The sequence below is a fragment of the Streptomyces sp. NPDC055025 genome, assembly GCF_053608565.1.
The window spans coordinates 19,480-34,940 of the sequence record NZ_JBSGVS010000037.1; the positions used below are offsets into that span (position 1 = coordinate 19,480).

11 protein-coding genes are annotated in these 15,461 nt (G+C 71.7%); 4 read left to right on the plus strand and 7 right to left on the minus strand.

The genetic code is table 11. From position 1 onward, the window contains the following. Positions 1-10: 10 nt before the first annotated feature. Genes ACWGDX_RS22595 through ACWGDX_RS22605 form a run of 3 tightly spaced genes read left to right on the plus strand, consistent with a single transcriptional unit; the run spans position 11 to position 2,483 of the window. Positions 11-235: an acyl-CoA carboxylase subunit epsilon gene (locus ACWGDX_RS22595; RefSeq protein WP_453628162.1), complete on the plus strand. Its 225-nt coding sequence runs from the start codon at positions 11-13 to the stop codon at positions 233-235. Between the two features lie 29 nt (positions 236-264). Further along, complete coding sequence (locus ACWGDX_RS22600) at positions 265-1,269, plus strand: LLM class flavin-dependent oxidoreductase (protein ID WP_453628164.1); 1,005 nt, start codon at positions 265-267, stop codon at positions 1,267-1,269. Then, a complete protein-coding gene (locus ACWGDX_RS22605; protein WP_453628166.1) occupies positions 1,266-2,483 on the plus strand; it encodes an MFS transporter in 1,218 nt (405 codons plus the stop codon). Before ACWGDX_RS22600 ends, ACWGDX_RS22605 begins: the two co-directional genes overlap by 4 nt. Positions 2,484-2,910: 427 nt before the next feature. Here the strand turns inward: ACWGDX_RS22605 and exaC are convergent, their stop codons facing one another. From exaC to ACWGDX_RS22620, 3 genes are all read right to left on the minus strand, one after another. Next, a complete protein-coding gene (exaC, locus tag ACWGDX_RS22610; protein WP_453628167.1) occupies positions 2,911-4,434 on the minus strand; it encodes an acetaldehyde dehydrogenase ExaC in 1,524 nt (507 codons plus the stop codon). 76 nt (positions 4,435-4,510) lie between these two features. Further along, a complete protein-coding gene (locus ACWGDX_RS22615; protein ID WP_453628169.1) occupies positions 4,511-6,154 on the minus strand; it encodes an APC family permease in 1,644 nt (547 codons plus the stop codon). Continuing rightward, a complete protein-coding gene (locus ACWGDX_RS22620; protein ID WP_453628171.1) occupies positions 6,142-6,327 on the minus strand; it encodes a hypothetical protein in 186 nt (61 codons plus the stop codon). Before ACWGDX_RS22620 ends, ACWGDX_RS22615 begins: the two co-directional genes overlap by 13 nt. Before the next feature lie 445 nt (positions 6,328-6,772). Between ACWGDX_RS22620 and ACWGDX_RS22625 the strand changes: the two genes are divergently transcribed. Beyond that, positions 6,773-7,804: an alpha/beta hydrolase gene (locus tag ACWGDX_RS22625; RefSeq protein ID WP_453628173.1), complete on the plus strand. Its 1,032-nt coding sequence runs from the start codon at positions 6,773-6,775 to the stop codon at positions 7,802-7,804. A gap of 138 nt (positions 7,805-7,942) precedes the next feature. On the opposite strand, the gene ACWGDX_RS22630 is transcribed toward ACWGDX_RS22625, so the two are convergent. The 4 genes from ACWGDX_RS22630 to ACWGDX_RS22645 all read right to left on the minus strand — a co-directional run bounded on the left by ACWGDX_RS22630 (position 7,943) and on the right by ACWGDX_RS22645 (position 15,256). Next, complete coding sequence (locus ACWGDX_RS22630; RefSeq protein ID WP_453628175.1) at positions 7,943-9,196, minus strand: GAF domain-containing protein; 1,254 nt, start codon at positions 9,194-9,196, stop codon at positions 7,943-7,945. Between the two features lie 217 nt (positions 9,197-9,413). Next, positions 9,414-10,430, minus strand: a complete 1,017-nt coding sequence (locus ACWGDX_RS22635; RefSeq protein ID WP_405983494.1) for an acetamidase/formamidase family protein — start codon at positions 10,428-10,430, stop codon at positions 9,414-9,416. A gap of 243 nt (positions 10,431-10,673) precedes the next feature. Continuing rightward, positions 10,674-12,146, minus strand: coding sequence for an SWIM zinc finger family protein (locus ACWGDX_RS22640; protein ID WP_453628176.1), 1,473 nt, complete (start codon positions 12,144-12,146; stop codon positions 10,674-10,676). After that, positions 12,143-15,256 (minus strand): DEAD/DEAH box helicase, encoded by a 3,114-nt coding sequence (locus ACWGDX_RS22645; protein ID WP_453628178.1) that lies wholly within the window; start codon positions 15,254-15,256, stop codon positions 12,143-12,145. Before ACWGDX_RS22645 ends, ACWGDX_RS22640 begins: the two co-directional genes overlap by 4 nt. Positions 15,257-15,461 lie beyond the last annotated feature (205 nt).

Here is a 15,461-nt window from a genome sequence, read left to right on the forward strand (position 1 = left end):
GGTCGGACCGGTGAGCGACGGCCCGGCCCGCGCGTACGCACCGCTCCTCCTGCGGATCGAGAAGGGCGAGCCGGACCTGCACGAGCTCGGCGCGATCACCGCGGTCCTGCTCCAGCGCCTCACCGCCGCGCCGCCGGAGACCGAGGGGCGGGCGCGGGCCGCGGCCCGGTGGCGCCGCCCCGAGCGGTCACGGGACTTCCCGGGCCCGAGGACCTGGCAGGACAGCCCCCGTTGACCACCCCTGCGATGAACGGAGACCGGAGCATGGATGTCGGGATTCTCTTCGACCTGCGCAATCCGAACGCCTGGCACCGGCCCTGGGCCGACCACTACGCGCGCTCACTGGAGTTCTGCGAGGAGGCGGACGCGCGCGGTGCGGGAGGTGTCTGGTTCACCGAGCACCATCTCTTCGAGGACGGCTATCTGCCGCAGCCGCTGACCTTCGCCGCCGCGGCGGCGGCCCGCACACGTCGTGTCCGTATCGGCACGGCGGTGGTGCTGCCCAATCTGCGCAAGCCCGCCCAGCTCGCCGAGGACGCCGCGATCGTCGACCTGATCAGCGGCGGCAGGCTCGAACTCGGTGTCGGCGCCGGATACCGGGTGCCCGAGTACAACCTCTTCGACGCGGAGTTCGGCCGCCGGTTCACCATGGTCGAGCGGAACATCCGCGAGGTCCGCAGACTGTGGGCCGAGGGCGGTATCACGCCAGGGCCCGTCCAGAGCCCGGTGCCCGTGTGGGGCGGCTTCTACGGCCCGCGCGGTGTGCGCATCGCGGGCCGGCTGGGCATCGGTCTGCTGCATATCTCGCACAAGCTGTTCGAGCACTACCGTGAAGGTCTGATCGAGGGCGGCCATGATCCGGAGATCGCCCGGGTGTCCGACCTGCTGCCGGTGATCCTCGCCGACGATCCCGAGGCGGCCTGGTCCCGGATAGCGCCCCATCTGGCCCATCAGATGAACACCTACCGGCAGGGGTCGGTGGAGGGCACCGACCATCCCAAGCCGCCGCTGCTCGGGCCGGACGACTTCCCGGACCGTCCCGCTGACGGATCCTGGGCCACGCTGGAGATCCTCACCCCGGAGGATGCCGCCGTTCGCATCCACGAGCGGACGAAGGGGCTTCCGGTGAAGCACCTCATCTTCTGGGCGAGTATCGCGGGGATGCCGGACGACCTGGTGGCGAGGAACATCGAGCTGATCAGCGAACGGCTGCCGGTACTGCTCGCGAAGCTGTCCGGCACCGATCAGGAGGGGGGTACCGGGCGGTGAGTGAGCCGCTCGTCGACCGGACGGCTCCCGCCCGGACCGAGCGCGGCCGGTCACTGCTGCTGGTGGTCCTCTCGGGGAACATGGTCCTCGACGCCATCGAGGTCTCGGTGGTCCTCGTGGCCCTCCCGTTGATCGGGGCCGACCTCGGGCTGACACTGTGGTCGGTGCAGTGGCTCATGAGTGGCTTCGCCCTCGGATTCGCCGCGATGCTGATGTCCGGACCGGTGATCTCCGCCCGGTGGGGACTGCGCCGGGTCTATCTCGCGGCGATGCTGGTCTTCGCCGCGGCCTCCGTCATCGGGGGTCTGAGCGACAGCCTGGCGCTGCTCATCGCCTCCCGGGTGGTCAAAGGGGCCTGCGCGGCGCTGACCGCCCCGGCCGGGCTGACGCTGATCACCGCCACGTTCCCCGACGGGCCGCGGCAGCGCAGAGCGCTGTCGGTCTACTCGCTGTTCGGCGCGGCCGGGTTCACCGTCGGGCTGCTGCTCGCCGGGGTGCTGGTCGCCGACAGCTGGCGGTGGACGTTCCTCTTCCCCGCCCCGGTGGCGCTGGTGCTGCTGGTGTGCGGACTGCGGGTGATTCCGGACTCCGTACGGCAGGCGCCGCGGCGGCTCACCGCGGCGATCCTGCGCAACGGTCCCCTGATGCGCGCCACCCTGGGCGCGGCCACCCTCAACGGGACCTTCATCGGGCTGCTGCTGACAACACTGTGGACGAGCGGCGCGTTCGGCTGGCGGCCCTGGCAGATCTCGCTGGCGCTGCTGCCCGCCTGTCTGCCGCTGGCGCTCTCGGTCGGGTTCGCGGGGCGTGTCGTCGAGCGGTTCGGTACCCCGAGGCTGATTGCCGCCGGGGCCCTCTCAGCGTTCGCGGGCGTGACGTTTCTCCTGCTGCGCCCGGAGACGACCTCGTACGCGACCGGCCCGCTGCCGGCGCTCCTGCTGGTCGGAATCGCTCTTCAACTGGCCTTCGCGGCCTTGAACATGCAAGCGGCACAGAGCGTCGGACCGGCGCTGCGCGGCACGGCGATGCCGGTCTATCAGGCCGGCGTCCAGATCGGTAGCGTCGTCATGCTGCCTGTGGTCGGCGCTCTGCTCACCGCGCCCGACGGCTACCGTCCCGCACTCCTGGCGGTCTCCCTGGCCGGGGCGCTCGGCCTCGGTGCCGCGGTCGGAGGGCTGCGCGCCTACCCTCCTGAGGAAAGGACCCCGCAGTGACCGACCAGCCCGAAGGCCCTTGAAACCGGCCGTCCTCGTGGGCAGTGTCCGCGACGGACGGTTCGGACCGACCACGGCCGCGTGGCTCGCCAGGTTGTAGGCGGAGCGGGCGGCGCGAACGCAGCCGGGGATCCGGGCGCGCCCGCCGTGCCTTCCAGACGTCCGGGGCGAAGTCGCTGGTGCGGTGCGTCAGGCTCAGGTACGAGCCCGGTGCCAGCCGTCCCAGCAGGCGGTCCACGATGCCGTACGGGTTCATGTGTCGTCGGGCACGGCCGGGATTCCTGTACCCACGTCGACGAACTGCCGCGCCGGATACCGCCCAACACGGTGCGTACAGGCGCGGCTGACCCGAGCGGCCACCTCGATGGCGGGGAATGCCGTGACGACATCGCGGGCCGCCGCAGTCCAGGCGCCTTTTTCCATGCGTCTAGAAGAAGCCGAGCCTCTTCGGCGAATACGACACCAGCAGGTTTTTCGTCTGCTGGTAGTGCTCCAGCATCATCCGGTGGTTCTCGCGGCCGATGCCCGACTGCTTGTAGCCGCCGAAGGCGGCGTGTGCCGGGTAGGTGTGGTAGCAGTTCGTCCAGACGCGGCCCGCCTGGATGGCGCGGCCCGCGCGGTAGGCGGTGTTCATGTCGCGGGTCCAGACGCCCGCGCCGAGTCCGTACAGCGTGTCGTTCGCGGTCTTGATCGCGTCGTCGAAGTCGCTGAACGACGTGACCGCGAGAACGGGGCCGAAGATCTCCTCCTGGAAGATCCGCATACGGTTGTGGCCCTGGAAGATGGTCGGCTGGACGTAGTAGCCGCCCGCCAACTCGTTGTCGTACTCGATCCGCTGACCGCCCGTCAGGATCTTCGCGCCCTCCTGCTGCCCGATGTCCACATACGAGAGGATCTTCTCCAACTGGTCGTTGGAGGCCTGCGCTCCGATCATCGTCGCGGTGTCCAGCGGGTTCCCCGGCACGATCGCCTCGGTGCGGGCCACGCCCGCCTCCAGGAACTCGTTGTAGTGGCCGTCCTGGATGAGTGCCCGTGACGGGCAGGTGCACACCTCGCCCTGGTTCAGCGCGAACATGGTGAAACCTTCGAGCGCCTTGTCACGGAAGTCGTCGTCCGCGGCCCAGACGTCGTCGAAGAAGAGGTTCGGGCTCTTGCCGCCGAGCTCCAGGGTGACCGGCTTGATGTTCTCCGAGGCGTACTGCATGATCAGCCGCCCCGTCGTCGTCTCGCCGGTGAAGGCGACCTTGGCCACCCGGGGGCTCGACGCCAGCGGCTTGCCGGCCTCCACGCCGAAACCGTTCACGATATTGACCACGCCCGGCGGCAGCAGATCGGCGATCAGGCTCATCCAGAGATGGATGGACGCCGGGGTCTGCTCCGCGGGCTTCAGTACGACGGCGTTCCCCGCGGCCAGCGCGGGCGCCAGTTTCCAGGTGGCCATCAGGATCGGGAAGTTCCACGGAATGATCTGGGCCACCACACCGAGCGGCTCGTGGAAGTGGTACGCGACGGTGTCGTCGTCCAGTTCGCTGAGCGAGCCCTCCTGGGCGCGCAGCGCGCCCGCGAAGTAGCGGAAGTGGTCGATGGCGAGCGGGATGTCGGCCGCCAGGGTCTCGCGGACCGGCTTGCCGTTCTCCCAGCTCTCGGCGACCGCCAGTTCCTCCAGACGCTCCTCCATCCGGTGGGCGATCCGGTTGAGGATATTGGCGCGCTCCGCCGCCGGGGTACTCGCCCAGCCGGGTGCCGCGCCGTGCGCCGCGTCCAGGGCCCGCTCGACGTCCTCGGCCGTACCACGGGCGATCTCGGTGAAGGGGCGGCCATTGACCGGGCTGGGGTTCTCGAAGTACTGCCCGCGGGCCGGCGGGACGTACTCCCCGCCGATCCAGTGGTCGTAGCGTGACGCGTACGAGACGATCGCGCCGTCGCTGCCGGGTGCTGTGTAACGGGTCATTTCGGTGGCCTCCCGGTTTCCGCGGCGCCCGCCGTTGGACGCCGCACGTCGGACAGTAGGGACCGGTACGTTGCAATCAGGTTGCCGTGGGCGCGGTGGACGGCGGGTCCGTCGCACCGGAGCGGTGCGCTTGGACCGCACCCGTACGTTCGCGCTGGACGAGCCAGTAGTACGTGAAGCCGCCCGCGGCGACGACGGTGGCGAAGAGGAGCACGCCCCAGCGCGGATACCAGGGGAAGGGCGGCTCCGCGCCGTAGACCTCGGAGCGTGGCCAGGCGAGATTGACCGACATGCCGATTCCCCAGAGGACGGCGAGGAGATTGACCGGCAGCCCGAACCGGCCGAGCGAGAAGTGCCCCTCGGACGTCGGCTGCCAGGTGCCGCGCAGCCGCCGCACCAGCATGGGGAGTGTGACGGTCAGACAGGCCAGATAGATCATGACGACCGCGATACCGCTGACCACCGAGAAGATGTGCGGCTGATCGACGTTGATCACCAGAACACCGACGGCGACCAGGCCGGTGACGATCGCGGGGGCCACCGCGGTTCCGGACCGTGGACCGACCCGGGCGAGCAGCGAGGCGGCGGGCAGAGAGCTGTCGCGGGCCATCGCGACGATCAGCCGGATCCCGGCCGCCTGGACCGCCAGCGCGCAGACGGTGATGGCGATGACCACGCACCACAGTACGGTCGCGCCGACGGTCGGACCGAGGGTGGAGAGCACCACGAACTGGAGGCCGTCCACGGAGAGTCGTGCGGAGTTGAGATCGGGCACGGCCAGCAGGGCGAACAGCAGGGTGAGCCCGCCGATCAGCAAGCAGACGACAACGGACCGCAGCAGCGCGCGCGGTGCGTCGCGGCCGGGGCCGAGCGGCTTCTCACCGGGCGGGTCCTCACGGGGTGACCCCTCACCGGGCGGCTTCTCACGGGGTGACCCCTCTCCGGCCGACTCCCCACCGGGCGATGACGACGCCGTGCCGAATCCGTACATCACATAGGCGGAGGCGAGCGCAGCGGTCAGAAAGGCGCAGACATGGCCGAGCGACTCACCGACGCCGTAAGCGGCTGTCCGGTCGATCACCTCCGGTCCGTGCGTGAGATGGGAGGCGAGCAGCGCGATCAGGGTGAGGGCGGCGATCAGTTCGACCAGTAGGCCGGCCGAGTTGATCCGGGCCATCAGTCTGACTCCGAACACGTTCACCAGGGTGGTGAGGACGATCAGCACCGAGCCGAGCAGTACGGCGTTCGCGGCGGCGTCGGTTCTGCCCGTGCCGGTCCCCATGAACTGGAAGAACTCCGAGATCTGCGGCAGCGTGATCTGGTAGGCGAGGGCTACCGCGGAGAGGGAGACCAGGGTGGCCGTCACCGTCATCCAGCCGCCCAGCCAGCCGATGTGCGGACCGCCGAGCGCCTTGGCCCCGTTGTGGACCGAGCAGGAGGCCGGACGACGGGCGGCCAGCTCGCAGAAGCACAGCGCCACCATGAGCTGGCCGAGGAAGACCATGGCCCATGACCACCAGTAGCCGGGCCCCGCGAATTCGACGCCGAAGTAGAAGAGCTGGAAGGTGCCGGCCAGGATCGAGATGTAACTGATCCCGGCGGCGAAGGTGGGGGAGGTCGGGGAGGTGGGAAAGGTCGGGGAGATGGGGGAGTCGCCGGTGTGGGAGCTGCCGAAGGTGCGCTCGGGTTCCGGCTCGGGTCCTGTACTCACCCGAACCACCCCCGCGGTCTCGGCGGGAGATCGTGCCGCACATGCCTGATCTCCCGGCGCTCCGCCGGTCCGGTGAGGCCCGGCTCGCGGCCGAAGGCAAGAGCCTGATCGTCCGGCCGCGCGCCGCCTCCGCGCGGTACCGCGCCCTCGGCCCGTCCGCCGCCGATGAACAGCTCCGGCATGACGCTCCTTCACATCGACACACACCGTGGTGCCTGTGAACCGAGAGTAAGGAGATCGGGATCGGTTCGCAGTGCGAGGGACGGTGGCCGGTGGGCACGCCACCTCCGTTCGCCGACGGATCCGGTAAGGCTCCGGCACGTCGGAAATCCGCTGCCGGACTCCCGTGCGGCAGAGCCCCTGGGGAAAGCGCTTCCTGTCGACCGAGCTGCGCCGAAGAGACGTTCACCCCTCTCCGAGTGAGAACCCTTTACACGCCCCGGGCGCTGACGTAAGACAAATAAGGGATTGTCATGGTCCGCACAATGCGCACCACCGTGCTGCCCGGACCTGGCCACCGTCCGGCGCCCGCACGGGCACCGCCCGGCACCCGCACGTACCTCACGCTCCACCCGCACGTACCCCGCACGGACCGGAGAGAGCTCGAAGAGAGACGGAGAAGACACCATGTCCCAACCGCCCCGCTCCGCCACCGACTTGTCCGCCCCGCGCCCCCTCACCCGGCGGCGGGCCGTCGCCGCGCTCGCCGTCACCGGCGCGGGGGCCCTGGTCTCCGGATCCGTGGTCTCCGGGTCCGTCGCGTCCGCGTCCGCCGCGCCACCTTCCGCCCGCCGCCGGGCACGCCTTCTGGCCGCCGAGCGGGTCGACGAACGCACCGTGAACCTGCGGATCGAGTCACCCGCACTGGGCCGCACCGCCAACGCCACCGTGCTGCTGCCACCCGGCTGGGCCGATTCACCCACGCGCCGCTGGCCCGTGCTCTATCTGCTGCACGGCTGCTGCGGCGGCCCCGGCTCCACCGGCTGGGGCAACGCCGCCGCCATCACGGCGAGTACGCCTGCCCTGATCGTGACGCCCGAGGGCGGCCCGGCGGGCTTCTACGCCAACTGGTGGAACCAGGGCCGGTACGGCGCTCCCGCCTGGGAGACCTTCCATCTCACCGAGGTCCGCCGGATCCTGGAACAGCAGCTGCGGGCCAACGACCGCCGCGCCGTGGCCGGACTGTCCATGGGCGGACACGGCGCGCTGTACTACGCCGCCCGGTATCCGACGCTCTTCCGCGCCGCCGCGTCCTTCAGCGGACTCGTCAACACGGCGCGTTACACGACCGGGATCCAGAACATCGTCAGGGGACAGGGACTCGAACCACTCGATCTGTGGGGCGACCCCACGGCCCAGGCGGCCCTCTGGCGTGGACACAACGCGTACGAACTCGTCTCGCGCCTCCCCCGTGGCTTCCCCGTGTACGTCAGCAGCGGCAACGGTCTGCCCGGCCCGTTCGACCCGCCGGACCGTACTCCCGACGCCCTGGAGGCGGTGCTCGACCTGATGGCGGGGGACTACATAGCCCGTGCCCAGGCCCTCGGCCTGACCGTCACCGCCGACCGCTACGGCCCCGGCACCCACACCTGGCCCTACTGGGAACGCTCCCTCACCCGTGCGCTGCCGATGCTGGCAGCCGCCATCGGCGCGACCTGACCGGCCCCGGCCGGCGGACGGGTCGACGGCCCGTCCGCCGCCGCGCCGAACGCCCGGTGCGGTGCCCGTACATCCGTACATCCGTGCGCCCGAGATGGCCGTACGCGGAACACCCCTGGCGCCCTGGCGCGATCCGTGTCAGGGCCGCTGCCACGCGTCCAGTTCACGCACACGCGCGAGCGCGGCGGGCCGCTGCTGTACGGGGAGTACGGACGCGAGCGCCCGCCAGACCGGGAGATCGTCCTCGCCCCACGGGCTGTACGCCCAGTCGGCCAGCAGCCCCGGGTCGCCCCGGGCGATCAGTGCCGCGCGGAGCTGGTCCGCGAGGCGCCGCCGCAGCCGTACCACGCTGGGCGCCTGCGAGCCGGGCAGCAGCGGCCCCTCGTACGCGCTCAGCGCGGCGGCCACCGAGCCCGAGGCCAGCCGCCGTGCCACGGTGTCGAAGTCCGCGTCGACGCGGACCGCCAACCGGTACGGGCGCGAGCGCAGCAGCCCGGGGCCGAGCAGCCCGCGCAGCCGGGAGAGTTCGGCGCGCAGCGTGACCGGGTTGACCGACTCGTCCTCGTACAACTCCACCAGCAGCTCATCGCCGGTGGCGCCCTCCGGACGCCGGGCGAGCAGGGTCAGGATCTCGCTGTGCCTGCGGCTCAGTGCGACCTTGCGGCCCGCCGTGATGAGCAGCGCCTCGTCGCGGCCCAGCGCCGACAGCCGTACGGAATCGGCGGCGGGCTGCGGGGCGAGCAGGGCGAGCTGCGATTCGGCGGCCCGTGCGACCGCGCCGACGAAGGCCAGGCTGTGCGGATGGGCCAGCCGGTCCCCGCCGGTGATGTCCACCGCGCCCAGCAGCCGTCCCGTGTAAGGATCGTGGACGGGCGCCGCCGCGCAGGTCCAGGGATGGACGGGCCGCTGGAAGTGTTCGGCGGCGAAGACCTGCACGGGCCGGTCCACGGCGATCGCGGTACCCGGCGCGTTCGTTCCGGTCACGGCCTCCGACCAGCGGGCCCCCGGGACGAAGTTCATCCGGCCCGCGCGCAGCCGGGTCGCCCTGTGCCCCTCGACCCACAGGAGTCTGCCGTGCGCGTCGCACACCGCCATCAGATGCTCGCCGTCCATGGCGTACGCGCCCATCAGTTCACGGAACAGCGGCATCATTCGGGAGAGGGGATGCGCGTCACGGTACGAGGCGAGTCCGTCGTCGGTCAGCTCGACGCGTGCCGTGCCCTCGGGGCTCACCCGGGCACGGGCGGAGCGGCGCCAGGAGGCGGCGACCACCGGCCGTACGGGCCGCTCGACCCGGCCGGCGGTCGCGAACGACTCGTGCGCCCGGCGCAGTACGCCACGGCGCTCGGCCGGATCGGTGCCCCCTTCGAGGGCCACCCAGGTGTCGGACAACGCGGCCTCCCCGGTCGGACGGGCCGGACCCGACCATCGTCACCCCGGCGACACCGCCCGGCAAGCGTCCTGACAGCCGCAGGACGGTGTGATGCCCGCGCCTTGGCGCCCGGCGCGACGGCGAACACGCGACGTCGCGCCGGGCGGCCGTCGACGGGAAGCCGTCAACGAGAAGCGACGATTGGGGGGATCAGGAGGCTGCCCGGTCTGCCCCCCGTCAGCCCGTGGGCAGCACGGTCGCCGTCTCGCGAAGATGGCGGTGCAGTCCGCGATGCGGTTCACCGGCGGGCAGCCACTCCTTGCGGATCTTCGCCACACAGGTGTAGTTGGTGTCGCAGACATTGGCGAGCGGAGCCTCGCCGGCCTGGCTGACGAGCTGGTACGCGTCCAGCTCCGACAGCCCGTAGTCGCGGTTCAGCCACTGGACCAGATCGAGCTGGGAGATACGGAAGGCGTCCTCCAGGGGCCGCGCCGAGCCGGTCGACATGATGTGCGTGTCGGACTCGATACGCGGCCAGGGAGTCGCGACGCCCTTGAGCAGTTCGACGATCACCACCGTGTTCATGGCGCACTCGACGGCGACCCCGCAGGTCTCGCCCTCGCCCTGGCGGGCATGCCCGTCGCCCAGACTGAGCATCGCGCCCTCGACATTGACCCCGAGATAGCAGGTGACCCCGGCCCGCATCTCCGGGGTGTCCATGTTCCCGCCGTGCGCGTCGGGTACGAGAGCGGACCGTACCTCCAGATTGGCCGGGGCCACCCCGACCGTGCCGTGCATCGGGTCCATCGGCAGCTCGATCTCGATATCGCTGTCGCGAGCGCTGAACAGACAGGTGCCGCGCGCCCGGTCGAGCTGCCACATCCAGACGACCTCCGGGAGCGGCGGCTGAAGCGTGGCCGTCGTATGGGTGGAGGTGAGCGCGCCGAAGAGCGGCACGGTCGTGGACGCGGCCCAGTCCCGGGCGGGCCGGATCGAGACGAAGTGCACGGCGAGCGTGTCGCCGGGCTCCGCGCCCTCGATATGGAAGGGGCCGGTCTGCGGATTGAGGAAGGGGAACTCGCAGACCTCGGACACCAGGTCCTTCTCGGACCGTACGCGACCGGCGAAGCAGTCCTCGGTGAACAGATCCAGGACCGTACCCGGGGTGATGCGCGCGACGGGCGGAGCGCCGCCGAAAGTCCAGGCGTACTCGCCCTTCTCGGGGCGTACGGTCAGGATCCTGGGGTCACTCATGGGCGGGCTGCTCCCGTTCTCGGCCGGCGGAGATACGCGGCCCTCACCGTACGGCGACGGGACACACGGACGGAAGCGGCGACGACCAGGCTCTTGGCCGGTGTCCCCGCCTTCCGCCCCCGTCCCCGTCGGGCCGTCCCCGCCTTCCCACCCTGCCTTCCCGCCCCGCCTTCCGTCCCCGTCGGGCCTTCCTCGCCTCTTCCGTCCGCCCCGGCCCTTCCCCGACCTTCCGGCGGCTCTCCGTCAGCCCTCGTCCAGCGCGTCCGCCAGGGCCGCCGCCGGATCATGGGCGGCGGGACCCGCCGGGGCCCAGCGTCCGAGCTCCTTCCGGTAGGGCCACCAGCGTCCGTCGCGTCCGTACCGCAGTTGTGCCGACGCGTCGGCGACCGACCAGCGGCCCGCGCCCATGGCCCGTAGCAGGGGCCGGTCCCCGTCCTCCCAGGCGGTGTCGAGAGCCGCTCGCGCCCGCGCGAGGGCCTCCGGCTCCGGTGTCCAGTCGTCCTCCAGTACGGCGAGGGCCGCCGCGCCACCGAGGCGCCAGGCGCGTACGGCGAGGTCCAGCTCCGCGCGCCGCCGGCCGGTGCCGGCGGCGAGCCGCGCCAGGAGACGGGTGTCGGAGGTCGCCGCGGCGAGCCTGACACTGTCCTGACGGAGCGTCAATTCGGCTTCCAGCGGCTGCTGTTCATGATCGGGCGCGAGCGCGTCGGACAGCATGCGCAGGGCCCGCGCCGCCGCGTCCGTGGCCAGGAACTCCAGCACGTCCGCGTCCGCCCCCGGCGGCCCATCGGCTCCGGACGACGGACCGGCCGTGAGCGACGGATCTGTCCCGGCGTCGAGGGCCGGAGGCTGTCCCGGCTCCCGTGGCACCGGCGGGGGAGCGGGCAGCGGCGGCAGTATGTCCCGTGCCGCGAAGGCCGTCACGGCGTCCACGCCCGCCGCCTCGGAGACGGCCGCCTCCGGGTCCGGCGTCCCCTCCTCCGTACCGCCGACCCGCGCACCGCCGGCCCGCGACGCCCGCGCGACACTGCGCACATGCAACTCGTCGAGGAGCCGGCGCTCGCTCCTGCCGCGTATCAGCAGCAGGACGAACGGATCCTGGTCCAGCAGCCTGGCCATCTGATAGCAGAGCGCCGCCGAGTGCGCGCAGTGGTCCCATGCCTCGCAGCCGCACTCCGGCTCCAGATCGCCGATCCCCGGAAGCAGTTCGACCCCGGCCGCCGCCGCGTCCTCGACCAGGTGCGGCGGCATCTCCCGGTCCAGCAGCGCCGCGATATGGCCCGCCCGGTCCACCGCCATGTCCAGGAAGCGGTCCCACTCCTCCTCGCTCAGCCGCTGCAACAGCACATCGCTGCGGTACGCGGTACCGTCCCGGTCCTGTACGACCGCGGTGATCCTTCCCGGCCGTACGGTCACGGCACCCACCGCGCCCTCGCGGGCGTGTCTGCGTCCCGTCGCCAGCGGCGCGCCGTCGAGCGCGGTCTCCTCCAGAGCTTTGAGCCAGGCCCTGCCCCACCAGGTGTGGGCGAAACCGCGGCCACGCGGGGGCGCGGGGGCGGCGAAGGTGCGCTCGACGTCGTCCCGGGTCTCCCGGCTCTCCCGCGTTTCCCGCATGTGCCGGGTGTCCCCTCGGTCCGTGGCGGCGGTGGGATCCGTGGGATCCGTGTCGTCCCTCTCGTCCCCGTCGTCCCTCTCGTCCGTGTAGTACGTACCGCTCATCGCGCGCTTCCTCGCAGCTCCACCAGATCCGCCAGCTCGGTGTCGGTCAGTTCGGTCAGGGCCGTCTCGCCGGAACCGAGCACCGCGTCGGCCAACTCCTTCTTACGGGCCAGCATGTCGGCGATCCGGTCCTCGATCGTGCCTTCGGTGATCATCCGGTGCACCTGTACGGGCCGGTCCTGGCCGATGCGGTACGCGCGGTCCGTCGCCTGAGCCTCCACGGCGGGGTTCCACCAGCGGTCGAAGTGGACGACATGCTCGGCGCGGGTGAGGTTGAGCCCGGTGCCCGCCGCCTTCAACGACAGCAGGAAGACCGGCACTTCACCGTTCTGGAAGCGGTCCACCATCGCCTCGCGCTCGGGGACCGGTGTGCCGCCGTGCAGAAACTGGGTGGGCACACCGCGCGCCGCGAGATGCTGTTCGAGCAGCCGCGCCATCTGTACATACTGCGTGAAGACCAGCACACTCGCGCCCTCGGCCAGGATGGTGCCGAGCAACTCGTCCAGCAGATCCAGCTTTCCCGAGCGGTCCGCGATACGCGGCCGATCCTCCTTGAGGAACTGCGCCGGGTGGTTGCAGATCTGCTTGAGTCCGGTCAGCAGCTTGACGATCAGCCCGCGCCGCTCCATGCCGTCCGCCGCCGCGATCGCCGCGAGGGTCTCCCGTACGAGCGCCTCGTACAGTCCCGCCTGCTCGGGGGTGAGGGAGACGGCCCGGTCGGTCTCGGTTTTGGGCGGCAGCTCCGGCGCGATGCCCGGGTCGGACTTGCGGCGGCGCAGCAGGAACGGGCGTACCAGCGCGGCGAGCCGCTCGGCCGCCGCCGGGTCGTCGCCGCTCTCCACGGACCGTGCGTACCGGGTACGGAATGTGCCAAGTCGGCCGAGCAGCCCGGGAGTCGTCCAGTCGAGGATCGCCCACAGTTCGGAGAGGTTGTTCTCCACGGGGGTGCCGGAGAGCGCCACCCTCGCGCGGGCATCGATCGTGCGCAGCGCCCTGGCGGTGGCCGAGTACGGATTCTTGATGTGCTGCGCCTCGTCGGCGACGACCATGCCCCAGTCGGCGCCGGCGAGTCCGGCCGCGTCCAGCCGCATCGTGCCGTAGGTGGTGAGGACGAACTCCCCCGCTTCCAGGCTCTCCAGGTCACGGGTGGTGCCGTGGAAGCGCCGTACGGGCGTGCCGGGCGCGAACCGTTCGATCTCGCGCTGCCAGTTGCCCATCAGCGAGGCCGGACAGACGACCAGGGTCGGACCGGCGGCCGAGACGTCGGTCTGCCGGTGCAGATGGAGCGCGATGAGGGTGATGGTCTTGCCGAGGCCCATGTCGTCGGCGAGACAGCCGCCGAGACCGAGCGAGGTCATACGGTGCAGCCAATTGAGCCCCCGGAGCTGGTAGTCGCGCAGGGTCGCGGTGAGCGCCGCGGGCGGGCCGATCTCCTGTTCGTCGCTTCCCGTCCGCTCGGGATCGGCGAGACGGTCGCGCAGCCGGGCGAGCCAGCCGGTGGCCGCCACCTCGACCCGGCGCCCCTCGACCTCGGTCGAGCCGGTCAGTACGGCGCCGAGGGCGTCGAGCGGAGTGATCTTGTGGTTCTGGCTCTGCCGGGCGCGTCTGGCCTCCGCGGGATCGATCAGCATCCACTGCCCGCGCAGCCGGACCACGGGGCGGCTCGCCTCGGCGAGCTGGTCCAGCTCGGCGCGGGTGAGCCGCTGATCGCCCAGCGCGAAGAGCCAGTTGAAGGAGAGCAGGGCGTCGGCCGAGAGGAAGGCGGGCAGATCGGTGCCGGTCGTCCGGTACGGACCGTCCCGGTCGTCCTGGACGTGGCGGCTTTCCTGGCCGGTCTTCCCCCGGCCGGCGCGGTCGGCGTCGCTCTCCGCCCGGCCGCCGGGGACGGGTGGTGTGGTGTCGTCGGGGCCGATGACCGCGCGTGCCGTCAGTGTGCGGGCCAGTTCCTTGGGCCAGTGGACCTGGACGCCGGTCGCGGCGAGCGCCGTGGAGGCTTCGCCGAGGAGATCGGTGATGTCCTCGTCCGCGAGTTCGATGGCGTCCGGTACGGCGGCCGAGAGCAGCGGGGCGAGCGGTGGCCAGGCGCGGGCGGCGCGGCGCAGGGCGAGCAGGGCGTCCATCCGGGCGCGCGGGCCGAAGGCCGTACCGGTGGATCCCGTACCCGGCCACACGGCGGAGGCATCGGCGACGACTGTGGGATCGCTGACGCTGTGCATCTGGAGTACGGCACGGAAGACGAGGCCCGCCTCAGCCGTCTCAACGGCACCTGGTCCCGAACCTGTACCTGTACCTGTATGTGTACCTGGACCCACACCATCCGCGGGTCCGTCCGCGGGTCCGTCTCCGAGGCCGAGGCCGAGGCCGGGGCCGGTGCCGGGGCCCGCGACTCGCGCGTCCGGCACCGGTGCGTCCGGGAGGCCGGGCAGTTCGACGCGGAGGGAGAGCCGTACACCCGCGTCATGGCCGGCGGCCACATCGGCCGCCCATCCGCGCAGCCCGGGGAACCGGTTGGCCGGCGTGGCGGTGAAGGCGGGCCCCGCGGCGGCGAGTTCGGCGGCGGGTGTGCGGGGGAGCCCGTCGGCCACCGCGTCGAGGAAGTCCCGCAACAGCCGTTCGGGCGCGGGCAGCAGGAGCGATCCTGGTGGCGCCGCACCGAGAGGGACGGCATGGGCGGAGGGCGGCATCGAGGCGGCGAGCGTACGGATCCGCTCCAGATCCTCCCCGGTCAGCGGCCCGGCCCGCCACGCGTCATGGTCCGTCCCGGTGAGACCCGGCAACAGCCGTCCGCGGGACGCGAGTTGCAGAGCCAGCAGGGTGGCAGCGCCCCAGAAGGCCGTCGACGGCGAGGCGTCCGCGCGAGTACGGGCCCTGGTCAGCAGCGGAAGTGCCACTGCCACGGGCATCAGGAGCGCTCCGACCGTGAGAGGGTGGCCATCGGTGTCGACGACAGCCAGCTCCTCCACGGAGCCCGGCGCGGACGGCGGCTCCGCGCCGTCGGGGTGCCAGTGGGCGATCCGGCCGGTGCGGGCCGGGTCCGCGGGCAGAAAGACCGTGGAGCATCGGGCGAGTTCGGAGAGCCGGGAGGGCGTTGCCGCGGGGAGCCTGTGCACAGCGAAGACGCATTCCTCAAGTTTGACTACTGCGGGTCGGAGCCGCCGAGGGTACCTCACCGCGAAGCCACGCGGGAGCGGCGCCACCGTGACCTGACTCACGCCTGGTCGACGGGGTGTAGCCAGCACCACCGTCGCCCCCCGGGAAGCCCCCGCCCTTTCCGGGTGGTGGCCTCATGGTCGCCGGAGTCCCCTCCCCGTACGT

Bases quoted from the DNA above. Each gene is read 5' to 3' on its own strand.
- ACWGDX_RS22600 (WP_453628164.1), top strand. From the start codon at position 265: ATGGATGTCGGGATTCTCTTCGACCTGCGCAATCCGAACGCCTGGCAC.
- exaC (WP_453628167.1), bottom strand. From the start codon at position 4,434: ATGACCCGTTACACAGCACCCGGCAGCGACGGCGCGATCGTCTCGTAC.
- ACWGDX_RS22620 (WP_453628171.1), bottom strand. From the start codon at position 6,327: ATGCCGGAGCTGTTCATCGGCGGCGGACGGGCCGAGGGCGCGGTACCG.
- ACWGDX_RS22625 (WP_453628173.1), top strand. From the start codon at position 6,773: ATGTCCCAACCGCCCCGCTCCGCCACCGACTTGTCCGCCCCGCGCCCC.
- ACWGDX_RS22635 (WP_405983494.1), bottom strand. From the start codon at position 10,430: ATGAGTGACCCCAGGATCCTGACCGTACGCCCCGAGAAGGGCGAGTAC.
- ACWGDX_RS22640 (WP_453628176.1), bottom strand. From the start codon at position 12,146: ATGAGCGGTACGTACTACACGGACGAGAGGGACGACGGGGACGAGAGG.